Annotated in this window: 18 protein-coding genes; 11 read left to right on the top strand and 7 right to left on the bottom strand. The window is 47.4% G+C overall.

Annotated elements, in window-relative coordinates:
* Window positions 1–14 precede the first annotated feature (14 nt).
* The 3 genes from IQE94_RS01665 to IQE94_RS01655 all read left to right on the top strand — a co-directional run bounded on the left by IQE94_RS01665 (window position 15) and on the right by IQE94_RS01655 (window position 5,064).
* Entirely contained in the window at window positions 15–3,179 is a 3,165-nt protein-coding gene (locus tag IQE94_RS01665) for an efflux RND transporter permease subunit (protein ID WP_223342578.1), read from the top strand.
* An 82-nt stretch (window positions 3,180–3,261) separates the two neighbouring features.
* Window positions 3,262–3,945 (top strand): glycoside hydrolase family protein, encoded by a 684-nt coding sequence (locus IQE94_RS01660; protein WP_223342577.1) that lies wholly within the window; start codon window positions 3,262–3,264, stop codon window positions 3,943–3,945.
* A 90-nt stretch (window positions 3,946–4,035) separates the two neighbouring features.
* Complete coding sequence (locus IQE94_RS01655) at window positions 4,036–5,064, top strand: MFS transporter (RefSeq protein WP_370630495.1); 1,029 nt, start codon at window positions 4,036–4,038, stop codon at window positions 5,062–5,064.
* A 155-nt stretch (window positions 5,065–5,219) separates the two neighbouring features.
* On the opposite strand, the gene IQE94_RS18785 is transcribed toward IQE94_RS01655, so the two are convergent.
* Entirely contained in the window at window positions 5,220–5,555 is a 336-nt protein-coding gene (locus IQE94_RS18785; protein ID WP_370630494.1) for a hypothetical protein, read from the bottom strand.
* Window positions 5,556–5,791: 236 nt separating this feature from the next.
* Here IQE94_RS18785 and IQE94_RS01645 point away from each other — a divergent pair, with 236 nt between their 5' ends.
* Together IQE94_RS01645 and lexA are read left to right on the top strand one after the other, a co-directional pair.
* Complete coding sequence (locus IQE94_RS01645; protein WP_212715720.1) at window positions 5,792–6,787, top strand: succinate dehydrogenase/fumarate reductase iron-sulfur subunit; 996 nt, start codon at window positions 5,792–5,794, stop codon at window positions 6,785–6,787.
* A 216-nt stretch (window positions 6,788–7,003) separates the two neighbouring features.
* Window positions 7,004–7,615: a transcriptional repressor LexA gene (gene lexA / locus IQE94_RS01640; RefSeq protein ID WP_212715718.1), complete on the top strand. Its 612-nt coding sequence runs from the start codon at window positions 7,004–7,006 to the stop codon at window positions 7,613–7,615.
* A 248-nt stretch (window positions 7,616–7,863) separates the two neighbouring features.
* Here the strand turns inward: lexA and IQE94_RS01635 are convergent, their stop codons facing one another.
* The 3 genes from IQE94_RS01635 to IQE94_RS01625 form a co-directional block, all read right to left on the bottom strand.
* Window positions 7,864–8,622: an amino acid ABC transporter ATP-binding protein gene (locus IQE94_RS01635; protein WP_212715716.1), complete on the bottom strand. Its 759-nt coding sequence runs from the start codon at window positions 8,620–8,622 to the stop codon at window positions 7,864–7,866.
* A gap of 56 nt (window positions 8,623–8,678) precedes the next feature.
* A complete protein-coding gene (gene opcA, locus IQE94_RS01630) occupies window positions 8,679–10,052 on the bottom strand; it encodes a glucose-6-phosphate dehydrogenase assembly protein OpcA (RefSeq protein ID WP_212715715.1) in 1,374 nt (457 codons plus the stop codon).
* Between the two features lie 69 nt (window positions 10,053–10,121).
* The gene (locus IQE94_RS01625; RefSeq protein WP_212715714.1) at window positions 10,122–10,259 is read right to left on the bottom strand and encodes a hypothetical protein; all 138 of its coding nucleotides are present in this window, start codon (window positions 10,257–10,259) and stop codon (window positions 10,122–10,124) included.
* 11 nt (window positions 10,260–10,270) lie between these two features.
* On the opposite strand from IQE94_RS01625, the gene IQE94_RS01620 reads away from it, so the two are divergent.
* From IQE94_RS01620 to IQE94_RS01605, 4 genes are read left to right on the top strand one after another with little or no spacing between them, the layout of a single operon-like run.
* Entirely contained in the window at window positions 10,271–11,422 is a 1,152-nt protein-coding gene (locus IQE94_RS01620; RefSeq protein WP_223342575.1) for a tetratricopeptide repeat protein, read from the top strand.
* A gap of 34 nt (window positions 11,423–11,456) precedes the next feature.
* On the top strand, window positions 11,457–12,920 hold the full coding sequence (locus tag IQE94_RS01615; RefSeq protein ID WP_223342574.1) for a DASH family cryptochrome: 1,464 nt from the start codon (window positions 11,457–11,459) through the stop codon (window positions 12,918–12,920).
* 9 nt (window positions 12,921–12,929) lie between these two features.
* Window positions 12,930–13,358, top strand: coding sequence for a DUF29 family protein (locus tag IQE94_RS01610; RefSeq protein WP_223342573.1), 429 nt, complete (start codon window positions 12,930–12,932; stop codon window positions 13,356–13,358).
* Window positions 13,359–13,398: 40 nt separating this feature from the next.
* Window positions 13,399–13,893 (top strand): nucleoside deaminase, encoded by a 495-nt coding sequence (locus IQE94_RS01605; RefSeq protein ID WP_194014077.1) that lies wholly within the window; start codon window positions 13,399–13,401, stop codon window positions 13,891–13,893.
* A 145-nt stretch (window positions 13,894–14,038) separates the two neighbouring features.
* Here IQE94_RS01605 and IQE94_RS01600 read toward each other — a convergent pair whose 3' ends face one another.
* The 3 genes from IQE94_RS01600 to rseP all read right to left on the bottom strand — a co-directional run bounded on the left by IQE94_RS01600 (window position 14,039) and on the right by rseP (window position 16,809).
* Window positions 14,039–14,488 carry a hypothetical protein gene (locus IQE94_RS01600; RefSeq protein ID WP_223342572.1) on the bottom strand — a complete coding sequence of 150 codons (450 nt, stop codon included), beginning with the start codon at window positions 14,486–14,488 and terminating at the stop codon, window positions 14,039–14,041.
* 568 nt (window positions 14,489–15,056) lie between these two features.
* Complete coding sequence (gene nth / locus IQE94_RS01595; RefSeq protein WP_194013981.1) at window positions 15,057–15,716, bottom strand: endonuclease III; 660 nt, start codon at window positions 15,714–15,716, stop codon at window positions 15,057–15,059.
* Window positions 15,709–16,809 carry an RIP metalloprotease RseP gene (rseP, locus tag IQE94_RS01590; protein ID WP_212715709.1) on the bottom strand — a complete coding sequence of 367 codons (1,101 nt, stop codon included), beginning with the start codon at window positions 16,807–16,809 and terminating at the stop codon, window positions 15,709–15,711. The genes nth and rseP overlap by 8 nt, the downstream gene beginning before the upstream one ends.
* A 395-nt stretch (window positions 16,810–17,204) precedes the next feature.
* Between rseP and IQE94_RS01585 the strand changes: the two genes are divergently transcribed.
* Window positions 17,205–20,036, top strand: a complete 2,832-nt coding sequence (locus IQE94_RS01585) for a diguanylate cyclase (protein WP_223342571.1) — start codon at window positions 17,205–17,207, stop codon at window positions 20,034–20,036.
* 313 nt (window positions 20,037–20,349) lie between these two features.
* Window positions 20,350–22,608 (top strand): diguanylate cyclase, encoded by a 2,259-nt coding sequence (locus IQE94_RS01580; RefSeq protein ID WP_223342570.1) that lies wholly within the window; start codon window positions 20,350–20,352, stop codon window positions 22,606–22,608.
* The last annotated feature ends 3 nt before the right edge of the window (window positions 22,609–22,611 follow it).

The raw sequence follows: 22,611 nt of genomic DNA, 5'->3' as shown, positions 1-22,611 counted from the left end.
GCCCCCATTGACTTATGTTGAATAATCTTCTCAATCAAATTCTCAAAACTTCGATCGCCCAACGCTGGTTTATTGTCATTGCGGCCATTGGCATCACCATTTGGGGAGTCATTAGTGTTGCCCAAATGCCCCTGGATGTGTTTCCTGAGTTTGCCCCACCCCAGGTGGATATTCACACCGAAGCCCCCGGCCTAGCACCGGAAGAAGTGGAAACCCAAATCACTGTTCCCATTGAAAGTGCGGTGAATGGTTTACCGGGGGTAACAACGGTGCGGTCTTCTTCTAAGGTGGGCCTCTCCATGGTCAGTGTGGTCTTTGACCAGGATGCGGATGTCTATAAAGCCCGTCAAACAGTGACGGAACGCCTGCAACAGGTCACTAATCAACTACCGGAAGGGAGTCATCCCCCGGAAATTTCGCCCTTGGTTTCTCCCCTGGGAACGATTTTGCAATATGCCTTTACGATCAATGGTCAGGGAAGTTCCGACTTAATGGAGCTACGACGATTGCTCGAAACCACCGTCAGCAACCAAATCCTCTCGGTGCCAGGGGTTTCCCAAGTCACCATCTACGGAGGGGATGAACGTCAGGAACAGGTTTTAGTCGATCCGGCCAAACTGCGTTCCCTCAAAGTTTCCCTCAATGAAGTTACCCAAGCCAGTGCTGGAGCCAATTCCAATGCCCCAGGGGGTTTCTTAATTGGCGGTGGTCAAGAACTATTGGTACGGGGTCTGGGTCAAATGCAAACCATTGAAGACCTGCGGCGATCGGTGGTGAAAGTGGTGGACGGCCAACCTATCCTGCTAGAGGATGTGGCTGAAGTTAAAACTGGCAGTGCCCTCAAGCGGGGAGATGCTAGCTTTAACGGCCAACCGGCCATTGTAATGATGGTCAATAAACAACCCGATGTGGATACGCCAACGGTCACTAAAGCGGTAGAAGCGGCGATCGCCTCTCTAAAACCCACGTTTCCCGCCGATGTGCAGATTGCCAGAACCTTTCGCCAAGCTAACTTTATTGACTCTGCCATTCGCAACGTCAGTACTTCTCTGTTACAGGGCATTGTCATTGTTTCAGTGATTATGCTGATCTTTTTAATGAATTGGCGCACGGCGGTGATTACCTTAACGGCCATTCCCCTTTCCCTGCTCATTGGTTTGATGTTCATGAAAGCCTGGGGATTAGGCATTAACACCATGACCCTAGGGGGATTAGTCGTGGCGATCGGTTCCGTGGTGGATGACTCCATTGTGGATATGGAAAATTGCTATCGGGGCTTACGCACCAACCAAGCCGAAGGCAATCCCAAACATCCTTTGCGGGTAGTTTATGAAACTTCCGTAGAAGTCCGATTGGCGGTGATCTTTTCCACCGTGATCATCGTGGTGGTTTTTGCGCCTATTTTCAGCTTAACGGGGGTAGAAGGGCGGATTTTTGCCCCCATGGGTTTAGCCTATTTACTCTGCATTGGTGCTTCCACCCTAGTGGCCATGACCGTTTCCCCGGCTTTGTGTGGGATTCTCTTGGCTAACCAACAACTGCCCCAGGAAGGTACTTTTGTTTCCCGCTGGGCAGAGCGGTTATATCGTCCGTTGTTAAATTTTTCCCTCCGCGCTCCCCAAGTGATTTTGAGCATAGCCCTGATCGCTTTAATTGCCTCAGTCTCTTTGGTTCCTAGTCTGGGACGGGTTTTTCTACCAGAGTTTCGAGAAAAATCCATGGTCAATTCCATGGTTCTTTTTCCAGGGGTTTCCCTCGATATGACCAATCGGGCTGGGATAGCCCTATTTAATAACCTCAAGGATAATCCCTTTTATGAATGGGTACAAATTCGAGCTGGTCGTGCGCCGGGGGATGCCGATGGGGCTGGGGTCAGTATGGCCCACGTTGATGTGGAATTGAGTGATGAAGCGCTCAAAGACCGGGAGGGTAGTGTTAAACAGTTACGGGAAGCCTTTAACCAATTGCCGGGGGTAGCTTCCAATATGGGGGGCTTTATTTCCCACCGCATGGATGAGGTGTTATCAGGGGTCAGAAGTGCGATCGCCGTTAAAATCTTTGGCCCAGACCTACAGGAACTAAGGGCTATCGGGGAGCAGGTACAAGAAGCCATGAAAACTGTGCCGGGGATTGTTGACCTCCAACTAGAACCCCAGCTACCCATCCGTCAAGTGCAAATTCACTATGACCGCACCGCCGCCGCCCAGTATGGGTTAAAGATGGCTGATATTTCCGCCGTAGTGGAAACGGCCTTAAATGGACGGGTTGTGTCCCAAGTGCCTGAAGATCAACAATTGATCAATGTGGTGGTGATGATACCGGAGACTGAGCGCAATAGTCTCGATGCCATCGGCGCAATTCCCATTAGTACGCCCACTGGTCAGATAACTACCCTAGGGGATGTAGCTAAGGTGGAATACGGCATGGGAGCCAATGTCGTTAACCGTGAAGATGTTTCTCGCTTAATTGTGGTTTCCGCCAACGTGTCTGAGCGGGATTTAGGTAGTGTCGTGGGGGATGTGCAAGCTCAAATTCAACAAAAGGTACAACTTCCCCAGGGCTATTTCATCGAATATGGTGGTCAGTTTGAGTCAGAACAACGGGCAACTAATAGTCTGCTTCTCTTTAGTTTTATTGCCGCCTTGGTGATTGGAGTGTTGATGTTCTTTTCAGTTAAATCTCTCCCAGCAACGATCGCCATTATGATCAACCTCCCCCTAGCCCTAATTGGGGGTTTGCTATCCGTTGTTTTCACCGGCGGAGTCATTTCTATCGCTTCCCTAGTGGGTTTTATTACCCTCTTTGGAGTGGCAGTACGGAATGGGTTACTGCTAGTGGATAACTACAACCAGAAATTTGCCCAGGGAATGAAACTCAAGGAAACCATTTTTAAAGGGTCTATGGAACGGGTCAATGCTATTCTAATGACTGCTTTAACTTCAGCTTTGGGGATGTTACCCCTTGCTACGGCCAGCAGTGCAGGTAATGAAATTCTCCAACCTTTGGCGATCGTTGTGCTTGGTGGTTTGTGTACCTCCACAGCCCTAACCCTGTTGGTGATTCCTGCCCTCTATGCCAAATTCGGTAAATGGTTAATGCCCAAACGGCCCACCAATGTAGATCAAATTACTCCCTTTATCCGTAACGATACAGTGAGTGTCCAAAAATTGAATTTTTAAACGTGAATTTTTATCTCTCCTTATCTGTTTTTAAGAACATTAGGAGAGATTTTTTATCTATACTTTTGGCTGGTTAACTTTCATGACCATTACTCAAAATCTGACTCGCTATAATCGCCATCCCCGAAGGGCTAAAAAATCATCTTGGTGGCCCCATTTTGCCCTGGTGGCTTTGTTATTTGCCCTATGTTTGGCAACTTTTGTCAAAAAGTCTCCTGAATCCGAAAAAATTAATCCCTTTTTTGGGCATTTACCGCCCCTAGCAATGGAAGGAGGTGACCCTTATATCAGAGCTTTAATGCGGACGATTTCTGCCAGTGAATCTAATGGTAAAAATCCCTATATTCTGCTTTATGGCGGCCAACATATCCATGATTTAAGCCATCATCCCAATACCTGTATCCCTATTAAAACAAAAGTAAATCAAGGGCTTTGCTCCACAGCGGCAGGACGTTATCAATTTTTGACTAAAACTTGGCAGGAAAAAGCGGCTTCATATCATCCTCAACGTCAAATAAGAAAAACAAACTATAGTTTTGACCCTGAATCCCAGGATTTAGTTACCTATCGATGGCTGATGGATCAACACCATTGGGGCATAGACCTTTCCACCCAATTGCAAAAGGGTCAGGTTGAAGAAGTATTGAAAAAGCTTTCTCCCACTTGGACAAGTTTAGGTCATGGTATTGAAGACAATATTATGACTGCTTCTCTGCCAACAATTTATCAAAAACTGTTGGCGGAGGAACTCGCCCAAGCTAATTAACAAACCATTTAGCCCTAACCACTATTGGGCAAGTAATATCCCCCCTGGGGGCATAAAATAGAGATCAACTTTCTACTCTCCATCAGCACCATGGGCAAACTGCCCCCCATCCTCCATTGTTTACAAAACCGTCTATTCGCCCAGTTATACCTGGCACAGACCATTAATTTGCTGGGGGATGCGCTGACCTGGGTGGGATTGGCCCTATTAGCCTTTGATTTAGCTCGTGAAGGGGCCGGGGTCATCCTTGCTGGAGCCTTAACCCTGAGAGTAACGATATTTGTACTGCTGTCCCCTGTGGCAGGGGCGATCGCCGACCGTTATGATCGCAAGCGAATTATGATATTCACCCATCTGGCAAGACTCGGAATTATTTGTCTATTTCCCTGGGTGACCGAAGCTTGGCAAATTTATGGACTAGTTCTGGGGCTAAATGTATTTAACGACTTTTTTACCCCGACTTATACTGCGACGATTCCTCTAGTGACAAAGAATGACGAATATCCCCAGGCGGGAGGCTCCGCCGCCGCTTCGCGGTTCGCCCTCTCCAGTGCCACTTATCAACTTTTGGGGGTTTTAGGGCCAGGGTTAGCAGGTAGCTTGGCAGCTTTTGTGGGAATAAGAAATATCTTTTGGGGGGATGCCCTCACTTTTTTGATAGCCGCCGTTTTGATCCTCACATTGCCAGGAAAGCTTTTGGCTAACTCAGCTCCCCAGCCAGTTCGTACCCCGGCCCAAATTGGACAGGATATAGCTACTGGAACCCAATGTCTTTTCGGCGATCGCCTGATTCGTTATGCCCTAACTATGCAGTTAGTCGTGTCCTTGGCTGGAGCAGGAATTTTGGTTAATACCGTTGGTTATGTCCAAGGGGTTTTGAACTTAGGCAAAATTGAGTACGGTTGGGTAATGGCGGCTTTTGGGCTGGGAGCGACGGTGGCTTCCCTCGGTTTAGGTAATGGTCAGCAACAAGAAAAACACATTATTTTAACTACTTTTGGGGCTGTTCTAATGACCCTTGCTATTCTGCCTGTCCCCATGGCAAATCTACAGGGATTATTGGTTTTGTGGGCGGTTGCTGGTATTGGTCAATGTACCCACCCAAACCTTGATTGCTAACCGAGTCGCTAAAAACCTTCAAGGCCGAGTTTATGGTGCCCATTTTGCCTGGAGCCATCTCTGGTGGACTTTTTCCTATCCCTTAGCAGGCTGGCTAGGCAGTTACTCTGCTCAAAACAGTTTTTTCTACCTGGCTACTTTAGCCCTCAGCTTGTTTACTCTGTTTTATTTTTTACGACCCTCTGACCATTTTGAACAAGGATTCTGGCATGAGCATAGCCACTACCATAGCTCAGACCATAGCCATCTCCACTTCCATGGAACAGAGGAAGCCTAACGGCAAACCAACTACCTTGCCCTAGTTCACTTTCTACAGTCAAAATCCCCTGATGCTTAACGGTGATGGTTTGGTTTTCACACACCATTTGAGTGGTCAATTTATGGAGAAAATCTTTTTGGGAGGAGGCGACGAATGGTATCTGCATCAAGGGAAATGTCCTGGGCAGATTGGGCCGATTCACTTTGGTGAAATTCATCTCCGTGCCCCGCATGGGCAAAAGTTACGGCAGAAGATCTCGTTAATATTCCCAACATCAGGGTAAAAGCCCAACTCCGAGCAATCATCCGGCTTTGCATAGAACTATGACAACGCAACTTTTTCAGTGTTTCACACCAATATGAAATCAATTCGTATCGCCACAGCCCAATCCCCACCCACGGCAATGAATCTTCCACTAAACTTTGAGGTGGAGCCTCAGCCAACATTGCTTTCCCCACGGTGTTTTCTATGCAAGTCCAATTCCAAATTTTGCGCCAAAAACCGCAACAGTCTCCCTACCTAGAAAAATTTGATCTAGAAGTGGAGCCCGGCACCACTATTTTGGAGTGTTTAAATCGGATTAAATGGGAACAGGATGGCAGCTTAAACTTCCGCAAAAATTGTCGCAACACCATCTGCGGCAGTTGTAGTATGCGGGTTAATGGGCGATCAGCCTTGGCCTGTAAGGAAAATGTGGGCAGTGAAACCCAATTATTTACCCAGGTTAACGAAGCGGGCATTCCTGTGGTGACGGTGGCTCCCCTCGGTAATTTGCCTGTCATCAAGGATTTGATTGTCGATATGCAACCCTTCTGGGACGACTTGGAACGGGTGGAACCCTATGTTAGTACCCAGAGCCGCAAGGTACCGGAACGGGAATTTCTCCAGACCCCGGCGGAAAGGGAAAAACTCAACCAAATGGGTAATTGCATCCTTTGTGGGGCCTGTTATTCCGAATGCAATGCTAAATCTGTTAACCCCGATTTTGTTGGCCCCCACGCCCTGGCAAAGGCTCAAAGATTATTGGCCGACTCCCGGGATGGAGCCACGGCCGATCGCCTCGAAAACTACAACAATGCCACCGCCGGAGCTTGGGGTTGTACCCGCTGTTACCTCTGCAATGAAGTGTGCCCGATGGAAGTAGCCCCCATGGACCAGATTGGGAAAATTAAATCTGCCCTTCTGGCCAAGAAAACAGCCCAGGACAGTCGCCCGGTGCGTCACCGTAAAGTCATGGTGGATTTGGTTAAAGCCGGCGGTTGGGTGGATGAGCGTAAATTTGGTATCTATGTAGTGGGTAATTTTTTCCGGGACCTCAAGGGCATTGCTAGTATTTTACCCCTGGGACTACGGATGATTGGCAGTGGCAAATTTCCCCTGGCCTTTGAACCGTCCGCTGGTACCAAGGAGGTGCGGGGCTTAATTGAACAGGTGCAGGAAACTGAGAAGATCGGTAATCGCTGAGATCAAGGGTGACAACAGTAACGTTTTTCGGGGTAATCATTGATTCTGCTTTGCCGTCGTCAATCACAGCGGCGATCACCTTCTAATAGCCAAAAATGAGGGAAAATCCGCAGAAATGTAAAATTTTGTATCTTTTTTAGTATAGTTGCCCTGAATGTTATGACTGGGTTTAAAATAGTCCGAGAGTCCTAAATACATTCCTATAGGAGATATTACATGGAACCTCTCACCCGAGCCCAAAAAGAACTTTTTGACTGGTTAGTTAGTTACATTGACGAAACCCAGCATGCCCCCTCTATCCGCCAAATGATGCGGGCCATGAATTTGCGTTCTCCGGCCCCCATTCAAAGTCGGCTGGAACGGCTACGCAATAAGGGTTACGTTGATTGGACTGATGGCAAAGCCCGCACCCTGAGAATTCTTCATCAAAAACCCAAAGGAGTTTCCGTCATCGGCGAACTCAAAGGCGGTGAACTGGTGGAAGCAGACGCAGAGGAAGTGGAAAAGATTGACTTTGCCCCCCTGATGAAGAAGTCATCGGTTTTTGCCCTCCGGGTAATGAGCAATGACCTGGTGGACGACTTTATTGTCGAAGGCGATATGCTGATTCTCCGTTCTGTGACTGGGGAAGAAGAAATCGAAGATGGGGAATTGGTAGCTGCCAGCATTAAGGGTGGCAAAATTGCTATCAAACGCTATTACCAAGATGGCACTAAAGTCGTACTTAAGGCCTCCAACAACAAAGGCCCCGGTCAAGAACTGAAAGCCAGTGATGTTGAAATCCAGGGGATTTTAATGGGGGTTTGGCGCAATTTCCAGGCTGTTTAACCCAGCATTACCGGAAAATAGATCAAAAACCACACTAGTAAAGCTTTTACTTCTATCCCTAGGCTGGCGATCGCCTTTCGCTAGCCTATTTTTATGGCTACTTAGGCCGGTCACCGGGGCATTCGTCCTAGGCTTTTTGTTTTAAGTCCCCACCATTTTAGGAAAAAGCTAAGGAAGGCAGAAAATTTGGTTGAAAAATCAACAGTGAAAATACGGAGAATTTAGAAAAAAATTGATTACTGAACTAACTAGTTGGACTGAATGCGACTGAGAAATGCCCGCAGGCGATCGCTCTTAGGATTGCGAAAAACTTCGTCGGGGTCTCCCTCTTCTTCAATGATCCCTTGGTTAAAGAAAAAGACCCGATTGGATACTTCCCGGGCAAACTGCATTTCATGGGTCACCACCGCCATGGTCATGCCCTCTTCGGCTAACTGTTTCATCACATTCAGCACTTCCCCCACTAGTTCTGGGTCTAGGGCACTGGTAGGCTCATCGAATAACAGAATTTCCGGTTTCATACACAAACCCCTGGCGATCGCCACCCGTTGCTTTTGGCCGCCGGAGAGTTGGTCAGGGTAGTTATCTGCTTTATTGCCTAAACCCACTTTATCCAGGTAGGTCAGGGCCCTATCCTTAGCTTCGGCCATAGGAATTTGCAACACTTTGCGGGGAGCCAATAGCAGATTTTGCAAAACCGTCAAGTGGGGAAAAAGATTGAAATGCTGAAAGACCATGCCCACCCGCACCCGCAATTGCCGCAGATGTTTTTGGTCAATCTTTGCCCCAGATAAATCCACCCCAGCCACCTCTAACTGACCACCACTGATGGGTTCTAGGCGATTGAGGCAACGCAAAAAAGTACTTTTGCCACAGCCAGAAGGGCCGATGATGGAAATAACATCCTTAGGATAAATTTCCCCCGTTACTCCTCGCAGAACCTCGAGGGGGCCAAAGTTTTTTTGTAACTGGTCAAAGGAAATCAACGGAACAGTGGGGGAAGTCATAGCCGAAGAAGGTTAAGAACGCATTAAGCCAAAGGAAGTTAATGTTTATTCTGCCATTATCCTGCCTGGGACAGTTGTAAAATAGCCAACACGATCGCCATGGATTCATCGTAGAGACCATCCCGGCCCCAGCGTTGCAATTGTCGTCCCAGTAACTGCTCCGTATTTTGGTCGTCCAGGGCAGTGACCTGTTGCACCCGGTAGTTTTGCGCTCCGCCCCCTGCTTCCATACGCATACAGCCGACGGTACCGGAACAAAGCACGGTGCCGCAATGGGCCTGGGTATTGGTGGAACCCAGTTTAAGGCTAATTAAATCCCCCAGTACCTGCCCCGTATCGGCCAAAGGTAAACCGGCCAGTTCTGCTTCAATGGCCCGTTGGTTGGGGGCACAGAATTGGATTTTGTGAATCTCGTACACCCCTGGTTCGTAGCTATAGCTGATGGGAGTCCATTGCAAACGACTGGCCACCCAGCCCAAATACATCAATGCCTGGGCATGGTTACCCTTTTCATAATCAATGGAAATTTGGTCAATTTCCCCCACCGCAGAACGACGCTCCGGCGGATCGAATGCTTCGGCCGTCAACTCCTGCCAGGGGGCCAAGCGGCTCCAATTCAAATCGGCGATCGCCTCTGGCTTATTAACCAATTGGGCCAATTGGAACAAATCCTGTTCGGGATTGTTAAAAATACTGGAATCCACAATGATCATGTCCGCGTGGGACAATAACCTTTGAAATAGTCCATACTCCATTTCTGGGCTTGCTTTCCACCACACATATTTAGGTAGGGTGGGCAACATTAACTCTGTGATCACACCGGTAATGCGCTCTAACGCATCGGAAGTACCCCGCAGGGTGATGTATTCACAACAAATGAGGGTATTGTGCTGAGTCTTTTGGATGGGACAGTAAGCGGAAAGCTGGGCCTGTACCCCTTGGTCATCCTCCGCGGTGGGACAAAGGGTAATAATGCGACAGGGGTTAGAGGCAGCAATGGTATCGGCAATGCCACTCCCTTCCAAGTCGGGGGAATAGGGTTTAGTGATCCGTTCAGCGGTGCTGAGTAAATTGCCTTCCCGGTGGGCCGCTTCAAAGGCAGTCTGTAATGCTTGTTTAAATTCTGGGCTAGATAGTCCGGTAACCGCCACCCCCAAAGCTTTTTGAGCCGATTTAATGGCGGCGGTCATGCGGGGCCCCGCAATGCCATCAATGGGGCCGGTGTAGTAACCGAGAGCGGCTAGCAGGGATTGGACCCCGTCCGGTTCATACACTAAAAAACTGAAAGTGGTGGCCCTAGTAGCGATTAAACCCTCTTCCTGTTGGGCACTGGTTTGCCAAATTTGGGCTAACTCAGACTCGATCGCCTCTAGGGAAACGTCCTTGGGGGCTTGGAGGGAAACGAGGGGAGGGGCTTGGGTGGTACTCATGCAATGGCTCCAATGGAATCGGACTGGGCAATGACGCTGATACTTTACCCCCCATGGTAGTGGCAGATTTCAAATTGCAACCGGCGATCGCCAAAAATCCAGGGCCAAAATCTGTTGGTGTTGATAATCCTTAGGGAGGGGCAAACCATGGCTTAGAATAATTGTCAGTAAGTGTCGCCCCCGTAATCCGTCAACAGTGACCGTCACCCCATTTTAGGATGCAGAAATTTTTCCAGCGTATTTGGCAGTGGATACAACAACTTTTTGCCCCCCTGGTGGGCGGCCCAGGGCCGAGGACTAAATCCCTCCAGGAACTTCCCCCCCTGAGCGACACTGATTATGAATTTTTGTTTAATCAACTGCTAGAAGGCATTGCCCACGGTTGGCACGAAGGACGCATTCTCAAATTTTTTCAACAGTTGGACCACCGCTGTCGCCCTAAACAATGGCTTGATTGGTTGGATCGGTTTCAAACTACGGTGCTGGCTTCCCCTTCCCCTAATTTGGTTCTAGCCGCCCGGATGATGCGTTTGGGGGAATTGGCCCAATCCTTTCCCCAGATTGCCCCCATTGGGGATAAATCCCAGCGCATTGGCAGGGAACTGTATGCTCGCCAGTCACCACCCCAGATGGATACGGTATGGGAATATGATGGCCCAGATTTAGTCTCGGTGGAGCAGGCTCAAGCTGAAGGGCAAATGGAAAGTTTCACCTTTGATGAGTTGGTGCAACGCTTACCCCATGATCCCGGTTTAGTGGCCCATTTTGCCGGCTTTTTGGGCATTGAGAGCACCGATCCCCAGGCGGTTTTACAAGCTTTGATGGAAAAATTCAGCATCCCGGCGGAAATGTTGGATAACCCTTCCGAAGATGGGGCGGCCCAAGCTGAACCGGCGGAACAAAACTTGGAAGCTACTAAAACAGAATCTAGTCTAAATGTTCGGGAAGATATGCCCGAAGTTGGAATTGAGTTTCAACAAAGTCCAGTAAAGTTACCGGAACCTACCACTGCAGAAGATTGGTTCTATCTCGGTTTACAGCAGGCGGAAACAGGGGAGTTAGAGGCCGCGATCGCCAGTTGGAGTGAGGCCATTAATTTGAATCCTAATATGGGGCCGGCATGGCAAAACCGGGGTAGTGCGTTAGGGAATATGGGGCGGTTAACGGAGGCCCTAGCTAATTTTGAAGAAGCGGTGCAACAAAATCCGGAGGATGGTCATATTTGGCTGAGCCGAGGCTTTGTGTTGGAGGCGATGGAACTAAAGGATCAAGCTATCCCCAGTTATGAACAAGCCTTGGCCCTGACCCCGGAACTATCGGAAGCCCAGGAACGATTAAATCATCTACGGGCCTTGCCCCAGGATAATTAGATTCCTTACGGAGAAAGGTTTTTCGGTTATTGCCATGGCCCGTTCCACTGCTTTAGTTTGGTTTCGCAATGATCTCCGTTTGCATGATCACGAACCTCTTTACCAGGCATGGCGATCGGGTTTGGCAGTTGCCGCTGTTTACTGTTATGACCCCAGGCAATTTGGCCACACGGCCCAGGGTTTTCCAAAAACGGGAGCTTGGCGGGCTAATTTCCTGCGACAAGGGGTGCAGAATTTAGCTGAAAATTTGCAGAAAGTAGGGAATAAGTTGTTAGTAACGACGGGATTACCGGAGCAAGCAATCCCCCAAATAGCTGAGCAAATTAACGCTAAAACTGTTTATTACCATCGGGAAGTTACCCAAGAAGAATTAGATGTAGAGCGCAGTTTAGTTAAGCAATTAGTAGCTGTAGACATACAAGCAGAAGGTTATTGGGGGAGTACCCTTTACCATCCCGAAGATTTACCTTTTTCTGTCCAAGATTTGCCAGATTTATTTACCAATTTCCGCAAAAGTGTCGAAAAGCAAAAAATCCCCATTCGTCCGTGTTTTTCTACCCCTTCTCCACTGGCTCCTAGCCCTGATATTCAACTGACCTTAACTCTGCCGCCGTCAGAATTTTTCCCCGCCGCTACCATGGATGCTCGTTCTGTTTTAGCTTTCCAAGGGGGAGAAACAGCAGGCTTAGCTCGGTTACAAAGCTACTTTTGGGATGGCGATCGCCTAAAAAGTTATAAAGAAACCCGCAATGGCATGGTGGGAGCAGATTATTCCAGCAAGTTTTCTCCTTGGTTAACATTGGGTTGCCTTTCCCCCCGTTTCATTTACCAAGAAGTGAAACGCTACGAGCAGGAACGAATTAGTAATGATTCTACTTATTGGTTAATTTTCGAGCTAATGTGGCGGGATTTTTTCCGTTTTGTGGCCCAAAAATATGGCAATAGGTTATTTAACCAAGGAGGATTGCTGAACAAAAAAATTCCCTGGCAACGGGATCAAGTTCGTTTTCAACTCTGGCGATCGGGACAGACTGGTTACCCCCTAGTGGATGCCAATATGCGGGAATTAAATCTCACCGGCTTTATGTCTAATCGGGGACGGCAAAATGTCGCTAGCTTTCTCTGCAAAAATTTGGGCATTGATTGGCGTTGGGGAGCAGAATGGTTTGAATCTTGCTTAATTGATTACGATGTTTGTAGTAACTGGGGCAATTGGAACTACACCGCTGGCATAGGTAATGACGCTAGGGATTTCCGTTACTTTAATATTCCCAAACAAAGTCAACAATACGATTCCCAAGGAGATTATTTACGTCATTGGTTGCCAGAATTGAATAATTTACCCGGTGAAAAAATCCACCAACCATGGTTATTATCTGCCACAGAACAAAAACAATGGGGACTACAATTGGGAGTAGATTATCCCCGCCCCTGTGTGGATTTTCACCAATCAGTGGAAGCCCGCCGTAAAATTGAACAGATGGGTGTCATTACTTAGGTTGAGACCATGGAAGAATTATTAGAGTTAAAACAATTAGTACAATCTGGGGAAACCGCTGCCGCATTGGCTTTAATTGACGAACTAGAAACAATGAGCAAAGAGGATAAAATCAATAAAATTTATAGTTATTGCATTGTTTTACTGGTTCATTTAATCAAACAACAGGCAGAAGCAAGGAGCACTAATTCTTGGGAAGTTTCTATTCGTAATGCCATTAACGCCATTGAACGTATTAATAAACGCAGGCAAGCAGTGGGTTATCATGTTAGTCAAATGAATTTACAAGAAATTTTAGCTGAAGCTTATGATCGAGCTTTAGATAACGCATCCCTGGAAGCGTTTGGTGGAATTTATGATGCCGTTAACTTAGCAGAAAAAGTAGACCGCGATGCTATTATCAACCAAACATTAAAGTTGATTAATTTCATTGATTAATCCCACAAAAAAAATAACTCAAACATAACCAATGGATCAATTGCCTCAACCCCTGCCCACCCATGAAGATTGGATGCAAATGGCGATCGCCTTGGCGGAGGAAGCGGGCAACGTGGGGGAAATTCCCGTGGGGGCAGTGGTGGTCAACTCCATGGGGCAAGTTTTAGCCACTGCTCAAAATCGTAAACAACGGGATCAAAATCCCACCGCCCATGCGGAAATGCTGGCCATTCAAATTGCTTGCCGTCGGCTAGGCCATTGGCGCTTGAATGAGTGCACTCTTTATGTCACGTTGGAACCCTGTCCCATGTGTACCGGCGCCATCATCCAAGCCCGTTTAGGGTTATTGGTTTATGGCACCCCCGACCCCAAAACCGGCACCATCGATAGCGTGTTCGACTTAGCCGCCAGCGCCGCCTCTAATCACCGTCTGCAACGCCTGGGGGGAGTGTGTCAGGAACAATGCCGTGAACAATTACAAAGTTGGTTTACCCAACACCGAGCCAGAAAAAAACAGCAATCCGTCGTTTCCTAAGATCTGGTTTGCCTGCCAAACTGATCCACTAAAGCGACTGTAATTCTGGGGCAATTTTTTCTGGTTTCTCCCCAAACTTATGGGAACCGAGGGGGCTTTTAAAAGCCTCTTTGAAATTTGCCGTTGTTTGCTTCGGGCTTTCTGCCTACAAACGTTGGTGAGTGTGGGAATGTTGCTTAACGTTATCCTCAGTTTTCACCACTTTACTGTCATTGAGGATCCGTTTCTTTTCCAGGGAAAAGTTAAATTTGTCCCATTTTTCCCCAATGGATAAATGTTCTTTGGCTTGGGGTCGAACTTGGTAAGTCCGGGCCGCTGCCGTAAACCGTTCTGCAAAATCGTCACAGAATTGAGCACTCTGGTCAAAAATATCCGGTTTATTAATTTCCTCTCCCTGGAAAACTTCCCCTGCCCGCACGGCGATTGCCCATTGGTAAGAAGTGGGCACCTGTTTGAGAATGGCTTCTAGGGCCGCGGAGGGAATGGGCTCAATGATGTCTACCGCATGGAAGTCACCGTCTTCCCGCAAAAAGCAGGTGGCTAAACCAAGTACGCAATAATCATCGCTAGCTAGGGAGGTGGGAGAAATGGGCATAAACAAGAAGAATTTAGTAATTTAAAACAGACTGAGGTGGATTGTTCCCCCAGTATATCCATTGGCCCCGCCCCTGCTGGAAACGAAGCCGCTTGAAACCATACTAGTTGGGTTTATCTGCAGTAGGGCCAAAAAGTCTCATTTTTCTACCTAAACCTCCTCACTAAAGCTCCAGCAATACTGGGACTGGGGGACTTTTCAAACACGTTCTAATGCCAGGGCAAAAATTTGGCGATCGCCTGGTTGCATCTTCGGATTGAGCTTAAAAGTGGCACCGATCGCCTGTGACTAGAATCACCGTTCTCCAGTGACCTATCCGCTTGTTGACCTCCAGTGAGAATCAGATAATGATGGCAGGATTCAAAAAAGCGGGTGCACAATGTAGCACAGGGCTAGTTTCCGAACCTAATTTAATGGGGGCGAAGCTGGCCGCTTTTTTTTACCTTTCCACCAGTACTAATCGCTTTTTTCTAATCTTTGACCAAGTTACAAGTTTTAATTCCCCTATGGAGAAGTCGGGGGAGCTTGGTAAACTGATTCCAACTTCCATCTTCAGCCTTAGTGGATCTCAACTCGCTTGAGCACTGGGGCAAAGATGGGCCAATTGACATTCCCCACAGAGGGGCTTGCGGGCCGCACATACTGCCCGACCGTGATAAATAATATGGATAGAAAAATTTTCCCAATCCGGCTGGGGAATCAGTTTCATTAAATCCCGCTCAATACGAATGGGATCGGTCGCTTTAGTTAAGCCCAACCGTTGGCTCAGGCGTTTGACGTGGGTGTCCACCGTCACCCCAGCGAGGATACCGAAAGCGTGGGCTAAAACCACATTGGCGGTTTTGCGGGCCACTCCGGGTAGGGTCAATAACTCTTCCATCCGTTGGGGCACTTCCCCGTCAAATTCTTCGACAATTTTGCGGCAAGCTCCCTGGATATTTTTAGCTTTATTACGAAAAAAACCAGTGGAATGGATTAATTCTTCAATCTCCTGGCGATCGCCGTAGGCCAGGGCCGCCGCATCGGGATAACGCTGAAACAGGGCTGGGGTGACCTTATTTACCCGTTCATCGGTGCATTGGGCCGAAAGGATGGTGGCCACCAAAAGTTGTACTGGGGTTTGATAATCCAGGCTACAGGTAGCACCGGGGTAAAGTTTTTTGAGAATAAGTAGAATTTCCGTCGCCCGTTGTTTTTTACTGGCCATTTTTCGTAACAAACTACTCATAGCCCGCAAAGGAAGGCAAAAACTCCTGCACAAAGGTCAAATTCAGGGTATCCCGCACAATCAAAAATACCCCCAAGCTCAGCAGAAGCACTAACCCCGTTTGCATCACCCCCATTTGGAACTTTTCGGGTAGGGGCTTGCCCAGAAGTCCTTCAATCAACAAAAACACCAGTTGGCCACCATCCAACGCAGGTAGAGGCAGAATATTAATTACAGCTAGGTTAATGCTAATCAGCGCCCCAAATTGGAATAGGTTACTGGCATCCGAGCGAGCAATGTTAGCGCCATACTCAACAATTTTTACCGGCCCGGCCACCTGGGAAGCATTGTCGGCAAAGTTACTGGCCAACTGCCAAAAGCCCTGGCCAGTCAGCTTGACAATTCGTTCAAAGGCTTCAGCGCTATAAGTTAAAGCTTGGATGGGATTAGCGGCCTGTTTGGTTTCCACGTTGGGCAACAAAGCGACCCCAATTTTACCGTGACCTTCGGGATCCTGACTGGGGGTAATGGTTAGGGTTTTAGTCTCTTCCCCCCGTTGCACTTCCACTGTGATGGGCACCGACGGCGATCGCCGCACTATGTCAATAAACTGGGTGGTGGCATCGGGAAAACCGGGTAAAATGTTGCCCTGGAGGGAAAGCACAATATCCCCCGGCTCCACCCCGGCCGCCTGGGCTGCAGAGGCACTGTCCACCTGAGGAATGACTAAACCGGGCTGAATATTCTGAAAACCAATGGTACTTACCTGACCAATGAGCAGAAAGTAAGCAAAAACCAAATTGGCAATTACCCCTGCACTAATGACAATGGCCCGGTCGAGGATGGGGCGGTTTTTTAGCAAGTTGGGATCGTCGGCAGGAATTTCACTGTCTGGATCATCATCGGGGAAAGCCACATAGCCCCCCAGGGGAATGGCTCGGATGGAATATTCCGTTTCAGCGCCTTGATATTTCAACAGCGGTGGCCCAAATCCCAAGGCAAAGCGAGTGACATGGATGCCCTGTAAACGGGCGGCCGCAAAGTGCCCCAACTCATGCACCGCAATTAATACCGCAAGTACTCCGATCGCCGCTAACGCCGCTAAAACTGACATAATTTTCTCAAATGGGAATATTGGGGGCTAGTTCCCCTCAACAGACAATTCCCCCGATTCTAACCCAACTACTGCCAGGAGACGTAGCCTCGTCCCGACAAGCCGCCAACATAAGAGCTAATTGCCAAAGTTTTAGTTTTCCTCCTAAATCGATCCCCTAAAGCTCCGGCTGGAGGACTGACTTATATGTAGATTTTTTACAAAAATTGGGCAGTTAGGGGGCTTTTCAAACAATTTCTAGGTTTCTGTTATGCTGGGGAGACGGGGCCTGCTAATAGACTCGGGTGCATGACTACTTATTTTATTTTTTGCCCCATTTGCCCAGATTAACCGTGGATAGTGACCGATAGTAGCAACAGCAGAAAATGGCGATCGCCTAGAAATCATGGAATTATATGGCTGATGACAGTCCGGATGTTGGTTCGTTAATGGCAGAATTAGAGACTTTGAGGGCGGAATTAGCGGCTCTTAAGTCCCAGCAGGTATTGAAAACTTTTTTTCACCCCGACCAACCTGAGATTGCAGTCGATGACGATGGAAGCTCTGACCAAGGCCAGTCCCTAGCGGCCATTCTCCAAGAGAGTGAAGAACAATTTCTTAGCTTGGTGGATAACGCCCCTATGCTAATTTGTGTCACTGGTTTGGACAAAGGCTGTTTCTATTTCAATCAATCCTGGCTCGACTTCACCGGCCGCACCCTCGAACAGGAACAGGGTAATGGTTGGACGGAGGGGGTGCATCCCGAAGATTTTGACCACTGTTTACAAACCTACGTTGAGGCTTTCGATGCTCGGCAGCCATACACCATGGAGTATCGTCTACGGAACCGAGAGGGGGAATACCATTGGTTGTTGGAGAATGGGGTGCCCCGTTTTGCCCCGGATGGAAAATTTCTTGGCTATATGGGTTATTGCATTGACATTAATGACCGCCAAGAAACTCGGCATGTATTAGAAGGGAGTGAAGAAAAATATCGCACCCTAGTGGAGTCCCTCAATACCATTGTGGGTCGTTGGTCATCGACGGGGGAAATTACTTTTGCCAACCAATATGCCCAGGATTTTTTTGGTTTTAGCGCCGAAGAAATGGTCGGTAAGTCAGTTTTCGAGACCATTGTGCCCTTAATTAGCAGTTCGGGGCATGATTTAGAGGCCTACATCGCAGATATCATCCAAAATCCCGAAAAGTATCAATCTACCGAAAACGAAAATATTAAAAAAAATGGCGATCGAGCCTGGATCGTCTGGACAAATAAGCCCATTTTTGACAAAGAAGGTAATCTAATTGAATTTGTAACCTCGGGAATAGATATTACAGACCGGAAATTGGCTGAAGATAAATTGCGGCAACGGGAAACAGAACTGATAGAAACCCAAAAATTAGCTAAATTAGGTCGCTGGAAATTCGATTTACGTTCCGGCAAAATTAATTGGTCAGAGGAAATTTTCCAAATGTTTGGCCGGGATCCCCAACAGGGGCCCCCCAGTTATCAAGAGCTAGAACAGCTTATCCACCCAGGCGATCGCCAACGCTTTGGCGAAATAGTGCAGTACGTTTTGCAAACAGGGCTAGCCCAGGAGTTTACCTATAGCTTTTGTCGAACCGATGGCAGTCAGGGCTGGATTTGGGCAAAAACGGAAGCTTTATTCAATCCAAACGGGGAAATAACCGGGCTCCAGGGCGTTGCCATGGATATTACTAAACAAAAAGAAGCGGAAATTGCCCTACAAAATAGTGAGTCTCGTTTTCGTAAAGTGTTTGAGTCGGACATTGTCGGCATTATGTTTGCTAGTCTCAGCGGTGAAGTGTTCGAGGCTAACAATTGTCTATTGGACATGATAGGGTACAGCCGCAAGGAACTAGAAGCGGGATTAATCCGCTGGGACGTACTTACTCCAGTAGAACACCGGGCCAAGGATGTTGAAGCCATAGAAAATTTGCGAAAATACGGCTTCACTAAGCCCTGGGAAAAGGAGTACTTTCATAAAAATGGCCGCACTGTCCCGGTTTTAGTTGGGGCAGCTCCCTTTGAGGGGAATACTGATTTAACCATTTGTGTGGTGGTCGACATAAAGCAACAGAAGCAGGCCCTCCACCAACGGGAACTGATAGAAGCGGAACTAGAAAAGCTCAATGCGGAACTGGAGCAGAGGGTAATGGAAAGAACCCAGGCTTTGGCGAAAAGTGAAGAAAAACTCTACCAAGTCAATGAACAATTGCAACAACGGCTGGAGGAACTGAAGCGCCGCAATCAGGAAATGGAATTGCTTTCCACCCTGAACGAGTATTTACAGTCCTGTGTGGTGGTAGAAGATGCCTGTGCCAGTGTAGCCGCCCTGGCTAAGCCACTTTTTCCGAATATTACCGGAGCAATTTTCCTTTTTGATTCTACAGCCAATTATTTTGAGCTGGCCAAAACCTGGGGAGCTTTCCCCTGTTCCCAGCCGGTGTTTAATGGCATTGATTGTTGGGCTCTGCGGCGGGGTCAGGTTCATTGGGTAGGGCAAGACCAACACGATTTATTTTGCAACCATCTGGATGATCAATGTTCCGCCGAGGAAAGTTTGTGCATTCCTCTGATTGCCCAGGGGGAAACCCTCGGCTTGCTCAATCTCTGTAGTAAGCAAGTTGGAGTAATTAACCCAGAACAACAACAGTTAGCTAAAACCATCGCCGAACAGGTTAGTCTGGCGATCGCCAATATCAAATTGCGGGAAAAGCTAGAAAATCAGAGCATACGAGATCCACTCACGGGGTTATTTAACCGCCGTTACCTAGAGCAGTTTTTTCTGCAGGAGCTTGGCCGGGCTCGGCGCTATAACTATTCCATTGGCGTCATTATGGGGGACATTGACCATTTCAAACAGTTCAATGACCAATTGGGCCACGACGCCGGAGATCATGTGTTGAAAGTTATTGGGCGCATTCTGCAAAGTAACATTCGTGGTTCTGACATTGCCTGTCGATACGGCGGGGAAGAAATGACCATTGTTTTGCCCCAAACCTCCATGGAAGATACCCTAGCCAAGGCAGAATCTCTCCGTCAGGCGATCGCCTCCATGGAAGTGGAATACAAAGGAAAGAACTTGAGCACATTGACCGTTTCCCTGGGGGTAGCCTGTTACCCTGACCATGGAGAAACCATGGCTACTATTATCAAAGCAGCCGATGAAGCCCTATATCGAGCCAAGGCCGCTGGTCGCAATCGAGTCATAATGGCGGATTAGGTTTCTTGACATTAATATGCTGTGATCACGGAGGTTTTGCGTGAAATCACGTAAAGTTCTGTGAATTTTATCACCTCAGACAATTATTTTTGCTAGCTTGTAAGGGTAGCATTAGCTAACAAAAAAGACCGGCCAACTAAATCCCATTAATAATAAAATCTAATTGTCGGTCTTATTCCCATGGTCAATGACCCCCAAGACAATGAGATATTAATGACAAAAGCAAAAATTATTTTCTTAAGATACCAGTAGCTTACAAACTTTTGTTAAAACAGAAAGCTTCAATATTGATGGCCAAAAGACTCTAAGAGTTATGCTCAAAGAAAGCGAAGGACGTTTTTTTAATTTAGCAGACCATGCCCCGATTTTAATCTGGATGTCTGGCTTGGATAAGGGCTGTTTTTATTTCAATCGCCCCTGGCTTGATTTTACTGGGCGAACTTTACAACAAGAGGAGGGCAATGGTTGGGCGGAAGGGGTACATCCCGATGATTTTCAACGCTGTTTAGATACCTATGTTCAAGCCTTTGATGCTCGTCAACCCTTCACCATGGAATATCGCCTCCGCAATGCCGCTGGGGAATACCGTTGGTTATTGGATAATGGGATACCCCATTTTACCTCGGATGGAAAATTTCTGGGTTACATTGGTTCCTGTGTTGACATTAATGATCGCCATGAGGCTCGCCTGAGAATAGAAAAAAGTGAGTGGCAATATCGTAATTTAGTAGAATCCATCAACAACACCATATTGCGCTGGAAACCGACAGGCGAAATTATTTTTATTAATCAATATGGTCAGGATTTTTTTGGTTTTACCGAAGCAGAAATAGTTGGCAAATCTGTCATGGAAACTATTGTTTCTAGGATTAGTAGTAGCGGTGAAAACTTAGAAACTTTAGTCAAGGACATTTGTGACAATCCTGATAAGTATGAATACAATGAAAATGAAAATATCAAAAAAAATGGTGATCGAGTTTGGGTTGCGTGGAAAAATAAGCCTATTTTTGACGCTCAGGGTAATTTAGTTGAAGTTTTAGCGACTGGTACAGACATTACTGATCGCAAGTTAAGTGAAGATAAACTGCGGCAACGGGAAATAGAACTTACAGAAACCCAAAAACTGGCTAAATTAGGCCGGTGGAAATTTGAGTTGCCCTCTGGAAAAATTGATTGGTCAGAGGAGATGTATGAAGTATTTGGTTGGGATCCCCAATCTCCAGTTACCTATGAAAATGCCACTGCCGTCATTGTTCCAGGCGATCGCCAAAGACATCAAGATGTTGTCGATAAAGTATTAGAAACAGGGGAGACCCAGGGTTTCACATTCCGTTTTTTCCGATGTGATGGCACCGAGGGCTGGATATGGACAAGAATTGAAGCGGTTCACCACCCGAATGGGGAAGTTGTGGGGTTGCAAGGGGTAGCCATGGATGTTAGCGCGCAAAAAAGAGCAGAAGCAGAGCTAGAAAAACTAAACGAAGAATTGGAACAACGGGTTTTAGAACGGACCCAAGCTTTGGCTAAAAGTGAAGAACGACTCTACCAAGTTAATGAACAGTTGCAACAACGGTTAGAGGAACTTAAGCGCCGCAACAAGGAAATGGAAGTACTCTCCACCCTAAGTGATTATTTACAGTCATGCGTGGTGGTGCCCGATGCCTGTGCTAGTGTGGCGGCCTTAGCTCCTCCTTTTTTTCCTAACACTGCGGGGACAATTTTTCTTTTCGACTCCGCCGCTAACTATTTTGAAATGGTTAAATCCTGGGGAAATGTAACTTGTTCCCAAACGGTTTTTAACAGATTAGATTGTTGGGCTCTGCGGCGGGGTCAAGCCCATTGGGTGGGGGAGCAACAACATGATCTTTTTTGTAATCACCTAAATAGTCAATGTTTGCCCAAGGAAAGTTTGTGTATTCCCCTCATTGCCCAGGCAGAAACCATTGGTTTATTTAATCTTTGCAGTGATCAAGCCGGTAGTATTAACCCCGAACAACAACAGTTGGCTAAGGCCATTGCAGAACAAATCAGTTTGGCGATCGCCAATATCAAACTCCGGGAAAGACTTGAAAATGAAAGTAGTCGAGATCCATTAACGGGACTATTTAACCGTCGTTACCTAAAGCAATTTTTGATGCAGGAAATTAGCCGGGCCCGCCGTCATAACCATGCCATTGGGGTCATCATGGCCGACATTGACCATTTCAAACAGTTCAATGACCAACTGGGGCACGATGCCGGGGATCATGTACTAAAAATTATCGCCCGCATTCTGCAAAGTACTATTCGGGGTTCCGACATTGCCTGTCGTTATGGCGGCGAAGAAATGATTATTGTCCTCCCCCAAACCCCCATGGTCGATACCTTTGTCAAGGCCGAACAACTCCGAACGGCAATCGACGGTATGCAAGTTGAATACAAGGGTAAATATTTACAGTCTTTAACTGTTTCTTTCGGAGTTGCCTGTTATCCCAACCAGGGGAAAACTATGGAGGCAATTATTGAAGCGGCGGATCTGGCTTTGTATCGAGCTAAGGCGGCTGGGCGTAATCGGGTATTGATGGCGAATTAGATT

The organism is Synechocystis sp. PCC 7339 (genome assembly GCF_019924095.1).
Classification (GTDB): domain Bacteria; phylum Cyanobacteriota; class Cyanobacteriia; order Cyanobacteriales; family Microcystaceae; genus Synechocystis.
Note: the sequence above shows the minus strand (reverse complement) of the source record. Positions and strands in the feature narration are given on the sequence as shown.

Bases quoted from the DNA above. Each gene is read 5' to 3' on its own strand.
- IQE94_RS01620 (WP_223342575.1), top strand. From the start codon at position 10,271: ATGCAGAAATTTTTCCAGCGTATTTGGCAGTGGATACAACAACTTTTT.
- nth (WP_194013981.1), bottom strand. From the start codon at position 15,716: ATGAGTAGTTTGTTACGAAAAATGGCCAGTAAAAAACAACGGGCGACG.
- IQE94_RS01580 (WP_223342570.1), top strand. From the start codon at position 20,350: ATGCTCAAAGAAAGCGAAGGACGTTTTTTTAATTTAGCAGACCATGCC.
- IQE94_RS01645 (WP_212715720.1), top strand. From the start codon at position 5,792: ATGCAAGTCCAATTCCAAATTTTGCGCCAAAAACCGCAACAGTCTCCC.
- IQE94_RS01660 (WP_223342577.1), top strand. From the start codon at position 3,262: ATGACCATTACTCAAAATCTGACTCGCTATAATCGCCATCCCCGAAGG.
- IQE94_RS01610 (WP_223342573.1), top strand. From the start codon at position 12,930: ATGGAAGAATTATTAGAGTTAAAACAATTAGTACAATCTGGGGAAACC.
- opcA (WP_212715715.1), bottom strand. From the start codon at position 10,052: ATGAGTACCACCCAAGCCCCTCCCCTCGTTTCCCTCCAAGCCCCCAAG.
- IQE94_RS18785 (WP_370630494.1), bottom strand. From the start codon at position 5,555: ATGCGGGGCACGGAGATGAATTTCACCAAAGTGAATCGGCCCAATCTG.
- IQE94_RS01665 (WP_223342578.1), top strand. From the start codon at position 15: ATGTTGAATAATCTTCTCAATCAAATTCTCAAAACTTCGATCGCCCAA.
- IQE94_RS01600 (WP_223342572.1), bottom strand. From the start codon at position 14,488: ATGCCCATTTCTCCCACCTCCCTAGCTAGCGATGATTATTGCGTACTT.
- lexA (WP_212715718.1), top strand. From the start codon at position 7,004: ATGGAACCTCTCACCCGAGCCCAAAAAGAACTTTTTGACTGGTTAGTT.
- rseP (WP_212715709.1), bottom strand. From the start codon at position 16,809: ATGTCAGTTTTAGCGGCGTTAGCGGCGATCGGAGTACTTGCGGTATTA.
- IQE94_RS01615 (WP_223342574.1), top strand. From the start codon at position 11,457: ATGGCCCGTTCCACTGCTTTAGTTTGGTTTCGCAATGATCTCCGTTTG.
- IQE94_RS01655 (WP_370630495.1), top strand. From the start codon at position 4,036: ATGGGCAAACTGCCCCCCATCCTCCATTGTTTACAAAACCGTCTATTC.
- IQE94_RS01585 (WP_223342571.1), top strand. From the start codon at position 17,205: ATGGCTGATGACAGTCCGGATGTTGGTTCGTTAATGGCAGAATTAGAG.
- IQE94_RS01635 (WP_212715716.1), bottom strand. From the start codon at position 8,622: ATGACTTCCCCCACTGTTCCGTTGATTTCCTTTGACCAGTTACAAAAA.